The organism is Variovorax sp. GW821-FHT09D07 (assembly GCF_059416345.1).
In genome coordinates this window covers 24,686-39,644 of sequence record NZ_JBWKOY010000004.1, presented here as the reverse complement: position 1 = coordinate 39,644, position 14,959 = coordinate 24,686, and the positions used below count along the sequence as shown (strand labels likewise).

The window sequence follows — 14,959 nt, the reverse complement described above, 5'->3', positions numbered from 1 at the left end:
ACCAGGAGACAAGACCATGACCACCCGACGCCAATTCACGGCGGCGCTCGGCGGCACCGCCGCGCTCGCCGCATTGCATCCCCTTGCCGCACTCGCCCAGGCGGTGCAGCAGCAGGTGAAGATCTATTACGGCTTTCCGGCCGGCAGCGCGGGCGACAGCGTGGCCCGCCGCGTGGCCGACAAGCTGGGCAACACGCCCTTCACCGCCACCAACCCGGTGGTCGAGAACAAGCCCGGCGCGGGCGGGCGCATCGCGCTCGACACGCTCAAGACCTCGCCGGCCGACGGCGCGGTGCTGTGCCTCGCGCAGGCCTCGGCGCTGTCGATCTACCCGCACATCTACACCAAGCTCAGCTACGCCATCCCCGACTTCGCGCCCATCTCCATCGGCGCCGTGATGACGCACGGCCTGGCCGTCGGCCCGATGGTGCCGGCCAGCGTGAAGACGCTGAAGGACTACATCGCCTGGGCCAAGGCCAACCCCGGCCAGGCCAGCTACGGCTCGCCGGGCGCGGGCTCCACGCCGCACTTCCTGGGCGCGCTGCTGGGCCTGAGCACCGGCACCGACCTGCGCCACGTGCCCTACCGCGGCTCGCTGCCCGGCATCAACGACGTGGTGGGCGGCCAGATCGCCTCGTGCCTGACGCCGGCCGGCGACTGCCTGCCCTTCGCCAAGGCCGGCAAGCTGCGCGTGCTCGCCACCTCGGGCGCGCAACGCCCCGCCTACCTGCCCGACGTGCCGACCTTCACCGAGCAGGGCTTCCCCGAGATCGTGGCCGACGAGTGGTTCGGTTTCTTCGCACCGGCGAAGACGCCGGCCGCGACCATCGCCGTCGCGAGCACCGCGATCCAGGCCGCGCTGAAGGACAAGGCCGTGGCCGACGGCCTGCTGTCGGTAGGCCTGATCGCGCACGGCTCCTCGCCCGAAGAGATGAAGAAGTCGCTGCAGTCCGAGTACGAACGCTGGGGTCCGCTGGTCAAGAAGATCGGCTTCACCGCCGAGTCCTGAACCCCATGCATTACCAGCCTCGCCCCGAAGACGTCCGCTTCCTGTTGAACGCGGTGCTCGATGCACCCACGCGCCTGCGTGCCCTCGCGCCCTTCGCGGAGGTCGACGAGCCGCTGCAGTCGCAGGTGCTCGAAGAAGCCGCACGCTTCGTCGGCGAGGTGATCGCGCCGCTGAACCGCGAGGGCGACGAGGTCGGTTGCCGCTTCGACGGCGGCGAGGTCTTCACGCCCCCGGGCTTTCGCGCGGCCTACCAGGCCTTCGTGGACGGCGGTTGGCCGGCCCTGTCCGCCGCCACCGAAGACGGCGGACAGGGCTTGCCCGCGGTGCTCGAGGCCATCCTCTACGAATGGCTCAGCGCCGCGAACCACGGCTTCACCATGGCGCCGGGGCTGCTGCACGGCGCGTACGCCTGCCTCAAGCACCACGGCAGCGACGAACTGAAGAGCCGCTACCTGCAGAAGATCGCGACCGGCGAATGGCTCGCGACCATGTGCCTCACCGAAGCGCATGCCGGCAGCGACCTCGGCCAGGTGCGCACGCGCGCCACGGCGCAGGCCGACGGCAGCGTGCGCGTGAACGGCGGCAAGATCTTCATTTCGGGCGGCGAGCACGACCTCACGCCGAACATCGTGCACCTCGTGCTGTGCCGCCTGCCCGATGCACCGGTCGGGCCCAAGGGCCTGTCGCTGGCGCTCGTGCCCAAGGTGTTGCCCGACGGCGCACGCAACGCGGTGCACTGCGAGCGCATCGAGGAAAAGATGGGCCTGCACGGCAGCCCGACCTGCACGATGCGCTTCGACGACGCCACCGGCTGGCTGGTCGGCGAGCCTGGTCGCGGGCTGGCCGCGATGTTCGTGATGATGAATGCGGCGCGCCTGCACGTGGCGCTGCAGGGCATCGGCCTGCTCGATGCCGCGTGGCAGAAGGCCGACGCCTACGCCGCCGAGCGCCGCCAGATGCGTGCACCCGGCCCCGCGCCCGCCAGCCGCGGCACCGAGGCGGCCGACCTGATCGCCGAGCATCCGGCCGTGCGCCGCATCCTCGACACGCAGCGCGCCTGGATCGACGGTTCGCGCGCGCTGGCCTACCGCAGCGCGCTGATGCTCGACATCGCCACGCACGACAGCGACCCCAAGGCACGCGAGCGCGCGCAGCGCTGGTGCTCGCTGGTCACGCCGGTGCTCAAGGCCGCCTGCACGCACCAGGCCTTCCACGGCGCGAGCGACTGCCTGCAGGTGTTCGGCGGCCACGGCTACGTGCGCGAATGGGGCGTCGAGCAGGTGGTGCGCGACGCGCGCGTGACCATGATCTACGAGGGCACCAACGAGATCCAGGCCATCGACCTGCTGGTGCGCAAGGTGCTGCCCGACGGCGGCGCGGCGCTGTCGGCCGTGCTGCTCGAGCTGCGCGACACGCTCGACGCCTCGCGCGAGGCCGATGCCGACGTGCAGCGCCGGCTGGCGCAGCTGCGCTACCTCGGCACCACGGTGGCGATGGCGGCGCACGCCAACCCCGTGCTGCCGTACGAAGTGGCGGACGACTTCCTGCGCGTGACGGCGCTCACGCTGATGGCGTGGGCCTGGGCCCGCATCGAAGTGGCCGCGCCCGCCGATGCGGATCTCCTTCGCGCCGCGGCGGCCTTCCGGCGCTGGGTGCTGCCCGAGTTCGAGATGCGCCTGGGCATCGTCAAGCGGGCTTGTGAGGGTGTCGCACTGGCGCATTCCGCACAAGAGGCGTCACGCTAGTTGTTCGAGAAAGCAACGCGCGGTTACGCTCGCCGCATGCCTCCTCCCGCGAAAACACCGTCCGCCAAAACCGAATCCGCCGCCCTGCCGTCCCCCCGCACGGACCGGCTCGACGCCCGCGTGCTCGAAGGGCTGGTCGGCTACAACGCCCGGCGCGCCTGGCTGATCGTGAGCACCGTGTTCGCCGACCGCATGGCGCCCTACGGCCTCAAGCAGATCGACTTCTCGGTGCTCTCGCTGCTGGCGCACAACCCGGGCGCCACCTCGCGGCAGCTGTGCAACACGCTGGACATCCTGCCGCCCAACCTCGTGAGCCTGGTGGCCACGCTGGACGGCCGCGGCCTCATCGAACGCCGCCCGCACCCGCACGACGGCCGCGCCGTCGGCCTGCACCTCACGCCGGCCGGCGAGACGCTGATCCGCGAAGCCGAGCAGGCCGTGGTGCAACTGGAAACCGAAGCCAGCAGCCGCCTGAGCACGCGCGAGCGCGAGACGCTCATCAAGCTGCTGCAGAAGATCTATCTCTGAGACCGGAGCGCGGCGACGCTGCGGCTACAGGCCGCGTTCCACCATGTCGATGAGGCGCTGCCCCAGCGCGTGCGTGGCCGTTGCGTCGACCCCGCGCAGCGGGCCGTCGATGATGAGCAACGCCAGCCCGTGCACCGCCGACCACGCGAGGTATTCGGCGCCCGGGCGCCGCGCCGGGTCGAGCAGGCCCGCGTCCACGAGCCGGTCGACGGCCGCGCCCAGCAACTCGAACGGGTTCATGCCGCTGGCGCCCGCGCCGTCGGGACCGACGTCGCCCTGCGCGTCTTCCGACACCACGAAGGCCGTGCGGAACAGCCCCGGCTGCGCCTGCGCAAAGCGCAGATAGGCGGTGCCGATGGCGCGCACCTGGGCGCGCGCGAAGTCGGCGGGCGGCTGGTCGCAGGGCAGCACGGCGAGCTCGCCCTCCATCGCCTTGGCCGCCTCCGACAGCGCCGCGGCGCGCACCGCCAGCAGCAGGTCGTGCCGGCTGGCGAAGTGGCGATACGCCGCGTTCGGCACCACGCCCACGCGGCGCGTGGCCTCGCGCAGCACCACGGCACTGGGGCCGCCGTCCCGCGCCAGTTCGATGCCCGCATCCAGCAACGCACGGCGCAGGTCGCCGTGGCGGTAGGTGCTGCGCGCGGGCGGCAGGCTTTCGGGAACGTTGTTGAGCTTCATCGCGACTCCATGTGGACACTGTCCATTATCTCTGCTATTCTTTGTGGACGGTGTACACAAAGTAATTCCATTGTTTTCGCGCAGACCCGTTGTGCCCGTGAACCAACCGAAAGGAAACGCCATGAAAGTCCAGTCTTACCTGTCCTTCGAAGGTCGTTGCGACGAAGCGATTGCCTTCTACAAGAAGGCGCTCGGCGCCGAAGTCGTGCAGCTGATGCGCTACAGCGAGGCGCCGGCCACCGGCGGCCCCGAGGGCAACCCCGACGCCGGCTGCGCCGGCGGCATGCCCGGCCCTGACAAAGTGATGCATTCGGTCTTGCGCATCGGCCAGACCGAGCTCATGCTGTCCGACGGACGTTGCTCCGGCCAGGCCGAGTTCAAGGGAATCATGCTGTCGCTGTCGGCCGACAGCGACGCCGACGCCCGCAAGTGGTTCGACGCACTGGCCGACGGCGGCCAGGTGATGCAGCCGCTGATCCCGACCTTCTTCACCACCAGCTTCGGCATGCTCAGCGACCGCTTCGGCGTGGGCTGGCTGCTGGTGGCGGACCCGGCCGCCGCGTGATGCGCGGGGGCTCGTTCTTCACTCTTCCCACTCGCTTTTCTTCATCATGCTCAAGACCATCGTCCTCGCCGTTCTCGCGCTGATTGCCGCGCTGCTCATCTACGGCGCCACGCGACCCGATAGCTTCCGCGTCGAGCGCACCACGCGCATCGAGGCGCCGGCCGAAAAAATCTTTCCGCTGATCGACGACTTCCACCGCTGGGGCGCGTGGTCGCCCTACGAGAAGCTCGACCCGGCCATGAAGCGCAGCTACGGCGGCGCCGCCAGCGGCAAGGGCGCGACCTACGCCTGGGAAGGCAACAGCAAGGCGGGCGCGGGCACGATGGAAATCACCGAATCGCAGCCGGCGTCGAAGGTCGCGATCAAGCTCGACTTCGTGAAGCCCTTCGAAGGCCACAACACGGCCGAGTTCACGCTGCAGCCGCAGGGCGGCGCCACGCAGGTCACCTGGGCCATGTACGGCCCGAGCCCCTACATGGCCAAGCTCATGGGCATCTTCTTCGACATGGACCAGATGATCGGCAAGGACTTCGAGGCGGGCCTGGCCAATCTGAAGAGCGCAACCGAAAAGTAGACGCCTCTTTCCTCCATCGACTCACCTCACTCATTCAAGGAACTCTCATGTCCCCCATCAACGCTTACCTCACGTTCGACGGCAACGCCGCCGAGGCCATGCGCTTTTACGAGAAGACGCTGCGCGGCACCATGCAGATGATGATGACCGTCGGCGAAGCGCCCGACACCGAGCAGATGCCGGCCGAGGCCAAGAAGCGGATCATGCATGCGTCGCTCACCTACGGCGACGGCATCCTCATGGCCTCCGACACCATGCCGGGCCAGCCCTTCGAAGGCATGAAGGGCTTCGGCGTGGCGCTCACGCTCGACACCGTGGCCGAGGCGCGGCGCATCTTCGACGCCTTCGCCGACGGCGGCTCGATCGGCATGCCGTTCGAGAAGACCTTCTGGGTCGAAGGCTTCGGCATGGTGACCGACCGCTTCGGCACGCCGTGGCTCATCAACGGCGGCAAGGCGCTGGTCTGAGCACGGAGCCGCCTCTCTCTACTTTTTCTCTTCTTCGCAGGAAGCACCTTCCATGACCGAAACCCTCGACAACCGAAAGCGCTGGCTCGCCCTGATGGTGCTGTGCCTGGGCGTGCTGATGATCGTGCTGGACACCACGATCGTGAACGTGGCGTTGCCTTCGATCCGCACCGACCTCGGCTTTTCCGAGACGTCATTGGTCTGGGTGGTGAACGCCTACATGCTGACCTTCGGCGGCTTCCTGCTGCTGGGCGGGCGGCTGGGCGACCTGTACGGCCACCGCCGCGTGTTCCTCGCGGGTCTGGTGCTGTTCACGCTGGCCTCGCTGGCCTGCGGGGTCTCGACCTCGCAAGGCCTGCTGGTGGCGGCGCGCGCGGTGCAGGGCCTGGGCGGCGCGGTGGTGTCGGCCGTGGCGCTCTCGCTCATCATGAACCTGTTCACCGAGCCGGCCGACCGCGCCAAGGCGATGGGCGTGTATGGCTTCGTGTGCGCGGGCGGCGGCAGCATCGGCGTGCTGCTGGGCGGGCTGCTCACGAGCACGCTGAGCTGGCACTGGATCTTCCTGGTCAACCTGCCGATCGGCGTGGCGGTGTATGCGCTGTGCGTGGCGTTGCTGCCCAACGCACGCGGCCATGCGCACGGCGAGAAGCTCGACGTGGCCGGCGCCATCACCGTCACCTCGTCGCTGATGCTCGCGGTGTACGGCGTGGTCAACGGCAATGAAGCGGGCTGGGGCTCCACGCAGACGATGGGCCTGCTCGGTGCGGCCGTGGTGCTGCTGGCCGTCTTCATCGCCATCGAGGCGCGCGTGCAGCATCCGCTGATGCCGCTGGGCCTGTTCAAACTGCGCAGCGTGTCGGTGGCCAACGTGGTGGGCGTGCTGTGGGCCGCGGCCATGTTCGCGTGGTTCTTCATCTCGGCGCTGTACATGCAGCTGGTGCTGCAGTACACGCCGATGCAGATCGGGCTGGCCTTCCTGCCGGCCAACGTGATCATGGCGGTGTTCTCGCTCGGCCTCTCGGCCAAGATCGTGATGCGCTTCGGCATCCGCAAGCCGCTGGCGGCGGGGCTGTGGCTCGCAGCCCTCGGGCTGGCGCTGTTCGCGCGCGCGCCGGTCAACGGCAGCTTTGTGCTCGACGTGCTGCCCGGCATGGTGCTGCTGGGCCTGGGCGCGGGCATGGCCTTCAACCCGGTGCTGCTGGCGGCCATGAGCGAGGTCGACCCGGCCGACTCGGGCCTGGCCTCGGGCGTGGTCAACACCGCCTTCATGATGGGCGGCGCCCTGGGCCTGGCCGTGCTGGCCAGCGCCGCGGCGGCACGCACCACCGCCATGGCCACCGCCGGCGCGCAGATGCCGCTGGCGCTCACCGGTGGCTACAACCTGGCATTCCTGGTCGGCGCCGTGTTCGCGGCGGCGGCGGGTCTGATCGGGGTCCTGCTGCTTCGCCCGGCCGCGCCGGGGCACACCCACAACAACAACGAAGCAGCGTCGGCCCCGGGCGCGGCGGGCAACACGGCGTCGTCGTGAACGCGACGGCGCCATGCAGCCCCCGCTTTTTCTTTTTCAACGTTTCTATCCCCTATTCAGGAGAACAGACATGGCTCGTTATGTAGACGGATTCATCGTCGCCATTCCCACCAAGAACGTCGAGGCCTACCGCAAGCTCGCACGCAAGGCCGGCAAGGTCTGGATGGAGTACGGCGCGCTCGAGTACGTGGAGTGCATCGCCGACGACGTGAAGCCCGGCAAGCTCACGTCGTTCCCCCAAAGCGTGAAGCTCAAGGCCGACGAGACCGTGGCCTTCTCGTGGATCACCTACAAGTCGCGCAAGCACCGCGACACGATCAACAAGAAGGTCATGGCCGACCCGCGCCTGGAGGCCATGATGGACATGAAGAACCTGCCGTTCGACGGCAAACGCATGATCTTCGGCGGCTTCAAGTCGATCGTGGAACTTTGATGCTTTCTCAGGCCAGGAAGCCGTCGTAGACGAGCTTGAGGCCCGTGAGCAGCATGCCCAGGTAGACGAAGCGATAGAACCACGTCGCATCGATGCGGCGTGCAATGCGGATGCCGATCCACACGCCCAGCGGTGCGATCGGCATCAGCACGAGCGAGGTGGCCAGCGTGCGAAAGTCGAGCAGGCCGAGCCACGCATAGGGAATCCACTTGCTGAGATTCACCACGAAGAAGAAGTAGGCCATGGTCGCCGTGAACACCACCGGCTTGAGCTTCAACGGGATCACGTAGGCATTGATCGGCGGCCCGCCCGCATGCGCGATGAAGCTGGTGAAGCCCGACACGGCCGTCAGCACCGCGCCCACCGCGCGCGACGGCAGCGGGTCGTTGGGCTTGGGCGGAAACAGCAGACGCTGCGCCAAAAACACCAGCGTGAACACGCCCACGATGCCCGCCACCGTGTGGGCCGACAGCACGCGAAACAGCAGCGTGCCGATCACCGTGCCGACCAGCCCGAACGGAACCAGGAACTTGAGCAGCGAGCGGTCGAAGTCGCGCCGGAACGCGGCCAGGCCGAGCAGGTCCATGAGCAGCAGCAGCGGCATCAGAATCGCCGCCGCCTGCGGCACGGTGACGGCCAGCGCCATCATCGGCACGGCCAGCGACCCGAAACCGGCGCCGAAGCCGCTCTTGCTGATGCCGAGCAGCAGCACGGCGGGGACGGCGACCGCGTAGAACGACGGGTCGGTGATGAGGGGAAAAACCATGGGGAAACCAGCAGCGCAGAAAAAAGCCCGCCAGGGGCAGGCGGGCCGTCCGGGAGCGTAGCAGGAAGCCCGGTTTCCTGCCGACGGCCCACCCCGGCCACGCCTCGCGGGACAACCCGCTTGACAGCGTTTTCGAGATTTATGACATTTATGATCATAAATACCCGAAACGCAGATGCCCCCTTCCCAACCCAAGCCTTCGCTCACGCGCGACAAGCGCGTGAAGCGCTCCGACCAGGTGGTCGACAACATCAAGCGCTGGGTCGTGCAGACCCAGCAGCAGGTCGGCAACAAGCTGCCGCAGGAGAAAGAGCTGATCGAGCAGCTCGGCGTGTCGCGCGGCACGGTGCGCGAGGCGCTGGCCGCGCTGCAGGTGCAGGGGCTGGTCGCGATCAGCACCGGCCCCAAAGGCGGCGCCACGCTCACGCAGGCCTCGTACGAGCAGTGCCTGCAGGCGGTGTCGAACTTCCTGTACTTCCAGCCGGTCGACATCACGATGCTGTACGCGCTGCGGCGCGTGGTCGAGCCCGAGCTGGCCGCCAACGTGGCCACGCGCCTCACCGAGGCCGACCTCGCCGCGCTGGAGGCGCTCATCGGCCACAGCCACCCGGCCCACGGCGGCAGCACCGACTGGAACGAGCGCCGCGAGGCCGACCTGCTGTTCCATGACCGCCTGGCCGAGGCCTGCAGCAGCCCCTTCCTGGCGCTGGTGTGCCGCCTGCTCAACGACGTGATCCGCCGCGTGATCATCGTGCGCAACGCGCTCACCGAGTTCGACCAGTTCGACGAGGAGATCGTCGACAGCCACACCGAACTGCTCGACGCGCTGCGCGCCCGCGACCCCGCGCGTGCGCGCGAGGTCATGCGCGTGCACATGGAACACGCCGAAGCCCTGGCCCTCGAAGCCGAATCCCGCGTCGACCGCGGCAGCCTGCTCATGAAGAAACCGACCGGCTGACGCCTGCGCGGCGCGCGCTGATCCGCGTCGCCGCCGCCCGCTTCCCCTGCTCTCTCTTGCCTTCACCCCGGTCGCGCCGGGGTGCGGGGTTTCCTTTGCCTGAACTTTCCCGAAGACCTCCCATGACTGCATCCCCCGCCCTCTGGCAGCGCAGCGCCACCGACCTCGCCGACGCCGTGCGCCGCCGCGAGCTGTCCTGCCGCGAAGTGACGACCAGCGTGCTCGCGCGCATCGCCGAACTCAACCCGCGCCTCAATGCCCTGGCCGAAGTGCTGGCCGACGAGGCCCTGGCCAGCGCCGACGCGGCCGACGCGCGCACCCTGCGCGGCGAAGCGCTGGGCCCGCTGCACGGCGTGCCGGTGAGCATCAAGGTCAACGTCGACCAGGCCGGCCACGCCACGACCAACGGCGTGATTCCGCTGAAGGACCACATCGCCCGCGAGGACGCGCCGGTGGTGGCGCATTGGCGCAGTGCCGGCGCCGTCATCGTGGGGCGCAGCAACACCGCGACCTACTCGTCGCGCTGGTTCACCGACAACGGCGTGCACGGCCGCACGCTGAACCCGTGGAACGCGGCCATCACGCCCGGCGGCTCCAGCGGCGGCGCGGCTTCCGCGGTGGCCAGCGGCATGGGCGCGCTGGCGCACGGCAACGACATCGGCGGCTCGATCCGCTACCCCGCGTACGCCTGCGGCGTGGCCGGCCTGCGCCCCACGGCCGGCCGCGTGCCGGCCTTCAACCCGAGCGCGACCAGCGAGCGCGGCATCACGCCGCAGCTCATGTCGGTGCAGGGGCCGCTGGCGCGCAGCATCGCCGACCTGCGCCTGGGCTACGAGGCCATGGCGCGCCCCGACGCGCGCGACCCGAACTGGGTGCCGATGCCGCACGAGCTGCCGCGCCCCGCCGGCCCGATCCGCGTGGCGCTGTTCAAGCGCGCGCCGGGCATCCCGGTCGACCCGGCCGTCACGCAGGCGCTGGACGACGCCGCGCGCTGGCTGCAGCAGGCGGGCTACGCGGTCGACGAAGCCGAGCTGCCCTGCTTCGGCGAAGCCGCCGCCCTGTGGCGCACGCTGATCGTGGACGACACCCGCCGCAACATCATCGCGGGCGTCGAGCAGCACGGCGACGACCTCATGCGGCGCAGCCAGCGCTACCTGCTCGAAGGCATGGCCGAGACCGACCGCGACGGTTTTCTGGATGCGCTCGCGCGGCGCCAGGCGCTGCTGCGCAGCTGGTCGGTGTTCATGCAGACCCATCCGCTGGTGCTGATGCCCGTGTCGTGGCAGCGCCCCTGCCCGCAGGACGAAGACGTCGCCAGCCTCGAGCGCGCCCGCGCCCTCATCGACGCGCAGAGCCCGCTGCTCGCGACCGCCGCACTGGGCATGCCCGGCCTCGCGGTGCCCACCGGCATGGCCGGCGGCGCGCCCATGGGCGTGCAGTTGCTGGCCTGGCGCTTCCGCGAAGACCTGCTGCTGGAGGCCGGCCAGGCGATCGAAGACGCGGCCCGCTTCACGCCGCTGGTCGCGCAGTGATCTTTCTCTTCCTGTTCTTCCAACGATTCCAACCACCCGGAGACTTTCGATGACCCCCTTCACTTTCCCCACCGGCGCTGCGCTCTCGCGGCGCGGCCTCATCCGCGCGGCAGCGGCCACGGGCCTGGGCGGCCTGCTGCCGTTCGGCGCGAACGCGCAGCCGTCGGTCAACCGCCTGATCGTGCCCTTCCCGGCCGGCGGCCCGGCCGACTTCATGGGCCGGCTGCTGTCCGAAAAGCTCAAGGACGAACTCGGCCGCCCGGTCATGGTCGACAACCGCCCCGGCGCCGGCACGCGGCTGGCGGCCGAGGTGCTGAAGAACAGCCCCGCCGACGGCACCACCATGCTGCTGGCGCCGGTCGACCCGATGTTCATCGGCCCCGCGATCTACGCCAACATGCGCTTCAATCCGGCCACCGACTTCAAGCCCGTGACCGACGTGAGCGGCATCCAGTTCGGCCTGGCCGTGAGCGCCGCCTCGCCGGTGAAGACGCTGGCCCAGTTCGTCCAGGCCGCCAAGGCGAACCCCGACCAGGGCTCGATCGGCATCACCACCGTGGGCTCGCTGCTGCACTTCCTGGCGATGGACTTCGTGGCCCTGTCGCGCAGCGGCGCCACCCTGGTGCCCTACCGCGGCGGCGCGGCCATGGTCACCGAGCTGATCGGCGGCCAGGTGGCCTCGGGCATGGACGCCACCACCACCCTCACCGAGTACCACCGCGCGGGCAAGCTGCGCGTGCTGGCCGTGGCCGGCGACAAGCGCGCCGACGGCCTGCCCGACGTGCCGACCTTCGCCGAGTCGGGCTACCCGACGCTGGTGGCCTCGTCGCGCTACGTGCTGTACGCCCACGCCAACACCGCGCCTGCCACGCTGGCGCAGTGGAACCGGGCCGTGCGCAAGGTGCTGGCCCTGCCCGACGTGCGCGAAAAGCTGGGCCGCGTGGGCTACGACCTGCTGCCCGGCGCGTCGAGCGAAGAGGTGGTGCGCTACACCGACGCGCTGGCCGCGCGCTGGCTGCCGGTGATCAAGGCCTCGGGCTACAAGGGCGACTGAGGCCCGGCGGCGGCCACCCAACCGCCGAAAAGTGTGCGTAAACGCACCGACCGGCGGCGGCGGGGCTCTCACACTGGCATGGCAACCGCCGCAGTCCGCGGCGGCCTTCTTCCTTTTTTCTTCCACTCAAGGATTCGCCATGAACACCCAGGCTGCCCCGATCGCCTCCGCCGCTTCGGCGTCTTCCTCCTCGTCGTTCCTTGCCACGCCCGCCGCCCGCGACGACGCCGGCAAGCTGGTGCTGCGCGTGTCGGTCGGCGTGCTGATGCTGCTGCACGGCATCTTCAAGCTCTCGGCCGGCGTCGGCTTCATCAGCGGCATGCTGGCCAAGGCCGGCCTGCCCGGCGGGCTGGCCTACCTCGTGTTCGTGGGCGAGATCGTCGCGCCGCTGCTGATGATCGCGGGCGTGTGGACGCGCGCCGCCGCCGCCGTGGTGGTGATCAACATGCTCTTCGCCTTCGGCCTCGTGCACATGGCCGACCTGTTCGCGCTGACCAAGCAGGGCGGCTGGGCGCTGGAGCTGCAGGGCCTGTACCTGTTCGGCGCGCTGAGCGTGGCGCTGATGGGCGCGGGCCGCTACAGCGTGGCGGGCCCCAACGGCCGCTGGAACTGATCTAGTCCCCGCGCACCTGCGACACCATCTGCGCGAGGCGCTCGGCATCGGCCACCACCAGCGCCTTGCCGTCCTTGCGCAGCACGCCGCCGCGCACCAGCGTGTTGAGTTCGCGGGTCACCTGCTCGCGGTTGGTGCTGATCTGGCTGGCCAGCGCCGCGTGCTTGGGCGCGGGCTCCAGCCGGGCCTCGTTGCCGTCGATGCCCGCCTCGCGCGCCAGGCGCAGCAGTTCGGCATGCAGGCGGTTCTGCACGCCGAGCGTGCTCAGGTCGATCACCCGCTCCGACAGCTGCCGCACCAGCGCGGCCAGCCGCTGCATCACGCGCTCGGCCACCAGCGGCTCCTCGCGCAGCAGCGCCAGGAAGGCCGCGCGGTCCAGGCTGGCGACCACGCAGGGTTCGAGCGTGACCACGTCGGCCGAACGCGGCCCGCCGTCCAAAGCGGCGATGTCGCCGAAATGCGCGCCAGCCTCCGAATCGCGGAACGTCACCTGCCGGCCGTTGGCCGCGTAGGTCGTCACCCGCACGCGGCCCGACACCAGCAGGAACACCTCGCCCTGCAGGTCGGCGCGCAGCATCAGTGGCTTGCCGGCCGCCACGCTGTGCCACAGGCACTGGCGCGCCAGATGGTCGAAGCGGTCGTCGGACAGGCCTTCGAGCAGCGCGATGCGGCGCAGCGCGAGGCTGGAGCGGGGGGTGGGTTCGGGTAGGGCCATGCCGGTGGTCATCGAGGCGCGCGCATTATGCTCGGGTGCCGCTTCGAACCCGTTCATGGACAGACGTTCCCCTCCTTCCCCTTTTTTGCTGAGAACGCCGACACGGCGCAACCTCCGCTGGGCGAGCGGGCTGGTGCTGATGGCCTACATCACGGCGCACCTGCTGAACCATTCGCTGGGCATCGTCTCCTTCATCGCGGCCGAAACCGTGCTGCGCGGCGTGCAGAAGTTCTGGCACAGCCTGCCCGGCACGCTGCTGCTGTACGGCGCCGCCCTCACCCACCTCGTGCTCGCCGTGGCCGCCCTGTGGGAGCGCCGCACCCTGCGCATGCCGCCGCTCGAGGCCCTGCGCGTGCTGCTGGGCTTTGCGCTGCCGCTGCTGCTGGCCACCCACCTCACCGCGATGCGCGGCGCCTGGCTGGCCTACGGCATCGAGGGTTCGTACGTGCGCGTGGTCTGGGGCCTGTGGGACCTGGCCGGCGCGGGCGCGCAGCTGGGCATGATGCTCGCCGCCTGGGCCCACGGCTGCCTCGGCCTGCACTTCGCGCTGCGCGTGCGCCCGCTCTACCGGCGCCTGTTCGCGCCGCTGCTCGCCGTGGCCGTGCTGCTGCCGGTGACCGCCGCGATGGGCTTCGTCTCGATGGGGCGCGAGTTCCAGTGGACCGGCGTGCCGCCCGTCGTGCTGCCGACGCCCGAACAGGGCCGCGCGCTCAACGCCGCCGAAACCAACATCAAGCTGTATTACGCCTTGGCGCTGCTGGCCCTGCTCGCGGCCTACGCGGCGCGCAGCCGCCTGGCCCGGCGCGCGCGCGGCGCCACCGTGGCGCTGCGCTACCCCGACCGCACCGTGCACGTGCCGCCCGGCTGGAGCGTGCTCGAAGCCAGCCGCTCGCACGGCATCGCGCACGTGTCGATCTGCGGCGGGCGCGCGCGCTGCTCCACCTGCCGCGTGCGCGTGGGCGGTGCGCCCGAACACATCGGCACGCCGGGCCGCGACGAGCAGCGCACGCTCGAGCGCGTGCGCGCCCCGCACGACGTGCGGCTGGCCTGCCAGCTGCGCCCGCGCGGCAGCATCGAGGTGACGCCGCTGTTCGCGCCGCTGCCGCGCGAAGGCCGGCCCGCGCCGGTCGGCCGCTTCGGGCACGAGCGCGACGTGGCGATCTTGTTCGTCGACCTGCGGCGCTGGTCGGGCCTGTCGGAGCGGCAGTGGCCCTTCGACCTGGCCTACGTGCTCGACCGCTACTTCGCCATCGTGGGCGCCGCCGTGCGCGAGAGCGGCGGCGTGCCCAACCAGTTCATCGGCGACAGCGTGATGGCCATCTTCGGCCTCGAGAGCGACCTGCCCACCGCCTGCCGGCAGGCCCTGCATGCCACCCAACTCATCGGCGAGCGCATGGACGCATGGAACGTCGACTTCCAGGCCCAGTTCGGCCAGCAGCTGGACTTCGGCATGGGCCTGCACGCCGGGCGCGCGGCCGTCGGCGAGGTCGGCTACCTCGAGACCACCACCTTCACCGCCATCGGCGAAGTGGTCAACACCGCGAGCCGCCTGCAGGACCATTCGAAGACCGCCTCGGCGCGGCTCGTGGTCTCGCAGTTCGCGGCGCAGCAGGCCGGCGCCGAAGCAACGCTGGGCCCGGTCGACACGCTGAACGTGCGCGGGCGCTCCGAGCCGCTGGCCGTGATGTATTCACGCGCAGCAAAAGCGGCCTGAGCAGCACCTGCCGGATTCGGTGCGCAAACGCACAGCGCCTTCCGTGATGCGGTTTCACACTGCAGCTTGTGGCAACGACG

General features: G+C 70.1%; 16 protein-coding genes. 13 read left to right on the top strand and 3 right to left on the bottom strand.

Features of this window, described 5'->3' with window-relative positions; genetic code table 11:
- The first annotated feature begins 16 nt into the window (after nt 1–16).
- From AC07OX_RS15830 to AC07OX_RS15820, 3 genes are read left to right on the top strand one after another with little or no spacing between them, the layout of a single operon-like run.
- The gene (locus AC07OX_RS15830) at nt 17–1,009 is read left to right on the top strand and encodes a Bug family tripartite tricarboxylate transporter substrate binding protein (RefSeq protein ID WP_447746960.1); all 993 of its coding nucleotides are present in this window, start codon (nt 17–19) and stop codon (nt 1,007–1,009) included.
- A gap of 5 nt (nt 1,010–1,014) precedes the next feature.
- Complete coding sequence (locus tag AC07OX_RS15825; protein WP_495261229.1) at nt 1,015–2,754, top strand: acyl-CoA dehydrogenase family protein; 1,740 nt, start codon at nt 1,015–1,017, stop codon at nt 2,752–2,754.
- 36 nt (nt 2,755–2,790) lie between these two features.
- Nucleotides 2,791–3,282: a MarR family winged helix-turn-helix transcriptional regulator gene (locus AC07OX_RS15820; protein WP_070061951.1), complete on the top strand. Its 492-nt coding sequence runs from the start codon at nt 2,791–2,793 to the stop codon at nt 3,280–3,282.
- A 24-nt stretch (nt 3,283–3,306) separates the two neighbouring features.
- On the opposite strand, the gene AC07OX_RS15815 is transcribed toward AC07OX_RS15820, so the two are convergent.
- Nucleotides 3,307–3,960 (bottom strand): TetR/AcrR family transcriptional regulator, encoded by a 654-nt coding sequence (locus AC07OX_RS15815; protein WP_062479525.1) that lies wholly within the window; start codon nt 3,958–3,960, stop codon nt 3,307–3,309.
- A gap of 121 nt (nt 3,961–4,081) precedes the next feature.
- On the opposite strand from AC07OX_RS15815, the gene AC07OX_RS15810 reads away from it, so the two are divergent.
- The 5 genes from AC07OX_RS15810 (at nt 4,082) to AC07OX_RS15790 (ending at nt 7,527) form a co-directional block, all read left to right on the top strand.
- Nucleotides 4,082–4,525: a VOC family protein gene (locus AC07OX_RS15810; protein WP_139699950.1), complete on the top strand. Its 444-nt coding sequence runs from the start codon at nt 4,082–4,084 to the stop codon at nt 4,523–4,525.
- A gap of 46 nt (nt 4,526–4,571) precedes the next feature.
- Nucleotides 4,572–5,099: an SRPBCC family protein gene (locus AC07OX_RS15805; protein WP_447746969.1), complete on the top strand. Its 528-nt coding sequence runs from the start codon at nt 4,572–4,574 to the stop codon at nt 5,097–5,099.
- Between the two features lie 47 nt (nt 5,100–5,146).
- Nucleotides 5,147–5,566, top strand: coding sequence for a VOC family protein (locus AC07OX_RS15800; protein ID WP_062479535.1), 420 nt, complete (start codon nt 5,147–5,149; stop codon nt 5,564–5,566).
- A 52-nt stretch (nt 5,567–5,618) separates the two neighbouring features.
- Nucleotides 5,619–7,094, top strand: a complete 1,476-nt coding sequence (locus AC07OX_RS15795) for a DHA2 family efflux MFS transporter permease subunit (protein WP_493193101.1) — start codon at nt 5,619–5,621, stop codon at nt 7,092–7,094.
- Between the two features lie 70 nt (nt 7,095–7,164).
- Nucleotides 7,165–7,527: a DUF1428 domain-containing protein gene (locus AC07OX_RS15790; protein ID WP_062479540.1), complete on the top strand. Its 363-nt coding sequence runs from the start codon at nt 7,165–7,167 to the stop codon at nt 7,525–7,527.
- Between the two features lie 7 nt (nt 7,528–7,534).
- On the opposite strand, the gene AC07OX_RS15785 is transcribed toward AC07OX_RS15790, so the two are convergent.
- Nucleotides 7,535–8,293: a sulfite exporter TauE/SafE family protein gene (locus AC07OX_RS15785; protein ID WP_307637542.1), complete on the bottom strand. Its 759-nt coding sequence runs from the start codon at nt 8,291–8,293 to the stop codon at nt 7,535–7,537.
- A 175-nt stretch (nt 8,294–8,468) separates the two neighbouring features.
- Here AC07OX_RS15785 and AC07OX_RS15780 point away from each other — a divergent pair, with 175 nt between their 5' ends.
- The 4 genes from AC07OX_RS15780 to AC07OX_RS15765 all read left to right on the top strand — a co-directional run bounded on the left by AC07OX_RS15780 (nt 8,469) and on the right by AC07OX_RS15765 (nt 12,450).
- The gene (locus tag AC07OX_RS15780) at nt 8,469–9,251 is read left to right on the top strand and encodes a FadR/GntR family transcriptional regulator (RefSeq protein WP_495261230.1); all 783 of its coding nucleotides are present in this window, start codon (nt 8,469–8,471) and stop codon (nt 9,249–9,251) included.
- A gap of 122 nt (nt 9,252–9,373) precedes the next feature.
- On the top strand, nt 9,374–10,783 hold the full coding sequence (locus tag AC07OX_RS15775) for an amidase family protein (protein WP_495261231.1): 1,410 nt from the start codon (nt 9,374–9,376) through the stop codon (nt 10,781–10,783).
- 49 nt (nt 10,784–10,832) lie between these two features.
- Entirely contained in the window at nt 10,833–11,837 is a 1,005-nt protein-coding gene (locus AC07OX_RS15770; protein ID WP_495261232.1) for a tripartite tricarboxylate transporter substrate-binding protein, read from the top strand.
- A gap of 139 nt (nt 11,838–11,976) precedes the next feature.
- Entirely contained in the window at nt 11,977–12,450 is a 474-nt protein-coding gene (locus AC07OX_RS15765; RefSeq protein ID WP_489057671.1) for a DoxX family protein, read from the top strand.
- Nucleotide 12,451: 1 nt separating this feature from the next.
- Here AC07OX_RS15765 and AC07OX_RS15760 read toward each other — a convergent pair whose 3' ends face one another.
- Nucleotides 12,452–13,177, bottom strand: a complete 726-nt coding sequence (locus AC07OX_RS15760; RefSeq protein WP_354342819.1) for a Crp/Fnr family transcriptional regulator — start codon at nt 13,175–13,177, stop codon at nt 12,452–12,454.
- A gap of 43 nt (nt 13,178–13,220) precedes the next feature.
- Between AC07OX_RS15760 and AC07OX_RS15755 the strand changes: the two genes are divergently transcribed.
- Nucleotides 13,221–14,879, top strand: a complete 1,659-nt coding sequence (locus tag AC07OX_RS15755; protein WP_495261233.1) for an adenylate/guanylate cyclase domain-containing protein — start codon at nt 13,221–13,223, stop codon at nt 14,877–14,879.
- Nucleotides 14,880–14,959: the final 80 nt, after the last annotated feature.

Coding starts and splice junctions, on each gene's coding strand:
- AC07OX_RS15830 (WP_447746960.1), top strand. CDS start 17: ATGACCACCCGACGCCAATTCACGGCGGCGCTCGGCGGCACCGCCGCG.
- AC07OX_RS15825 (WP_495261229.1), top strand. CDS start 1,015: ATGCATTACCAGCCTCGCCCCGAAGACGTCCGCTTCCTGTTGAACGCG.
- AC07OX_RS15820 (WP_070061951.1), top strand. CDS start 2,791: ATGCCTCCTCCCGCGAAAACACCGTCCGCCAAAACCGAATCCGCCGCC.
- AC07OX_RS15815 (WP_062479525.1), bottom strand. CDS start 3,960: ATGAAGCTCAACAACGTTCCCGAAAGCCTGCCGCCCGCGCGCAGCACC.
- AC07OX_RS15810 (WP_139699950.1), top strand. CDS start 4,082: ATGAAAGTCCAGTCTTACCTGTCCTTCGAAGGTCGTTGCGACGAAGCG.
- AC07OX_RS15805 (WP_447746969.1), top strand. CDS start 4,572: ATGCTCAAGACCATCGTCCTCGCCGTTCTCGCGCTGATTGCCGCGCTG.
- AC07OX_RS15800 (WP_062479535.1), top strand. CDS start 5,147: ATGTCCCCCATCAACGCTTACCTCACGTTCGACGGCAACGCCGCCGAG.
- AC07OX_RS15795 (WP_493193101.1), top strand. CDS start 5,619: ATGACCGAAACCCTCGACAACCGAAAGCGCTGGCTCGCCCTGATGGTG.
- AC07OX_RS15790 (WP_062479540.1), top strand. CDS start 7,165: ATGGCTCGTTATGTAGACGGATTCATCGTCGCCATTCCCACCAAGAAC.
- AC07OX_RS15785 (WP_307637542.1), bottom strand. CDS start 8,293: ATGGTTTTTCCCCTCATCACCGACCCGTCGTTCTACGCGGTCGCCGTC.
- AC07OX_RS15780 (WP_495261230.1), top strand. CDS start 8,469: ATGCCCCCTTCCCAACCCAAGCCTTCGCTCACGCGCGACAAGCGCGTG.
- AC07OX_RS15775 (WP_495261231.1), top strand. CDS start 9,374: ATGACTGCATCCCCCGCCCTCTGGCAGCGCAGCGCCACCGACCTCGCC.
- AC07OX_RS15770 (WP_495261232.1), top strand. CDS start 10,833: ATGACCCCCTTCACTTTCCCCACCGGCGCTGCGCTCTCGCGGCGCGGC.
- AC07OX_RS15765 (WP_489057671.1), top strand. CDS start 11,977: ATGAACACCCAGGCTGCCCCGATCGCCTCCGCCGCTTCGGCGTCTTCC.
- AC07OX_RS15760 (WP_354342819.1), bottom strand. CDS start 13,177: ATGACCACCGGCATGGCCCTACCCGAACCCACCCCCCGCTCCAGCCTC.
- AC07OX_RS15755 (WP_495261233.1), top strand. CDS start 13,221: ATGGACAGACGTTCCCCTCCTTCCCCTTTTTTGCTGAGAACGCCGACA.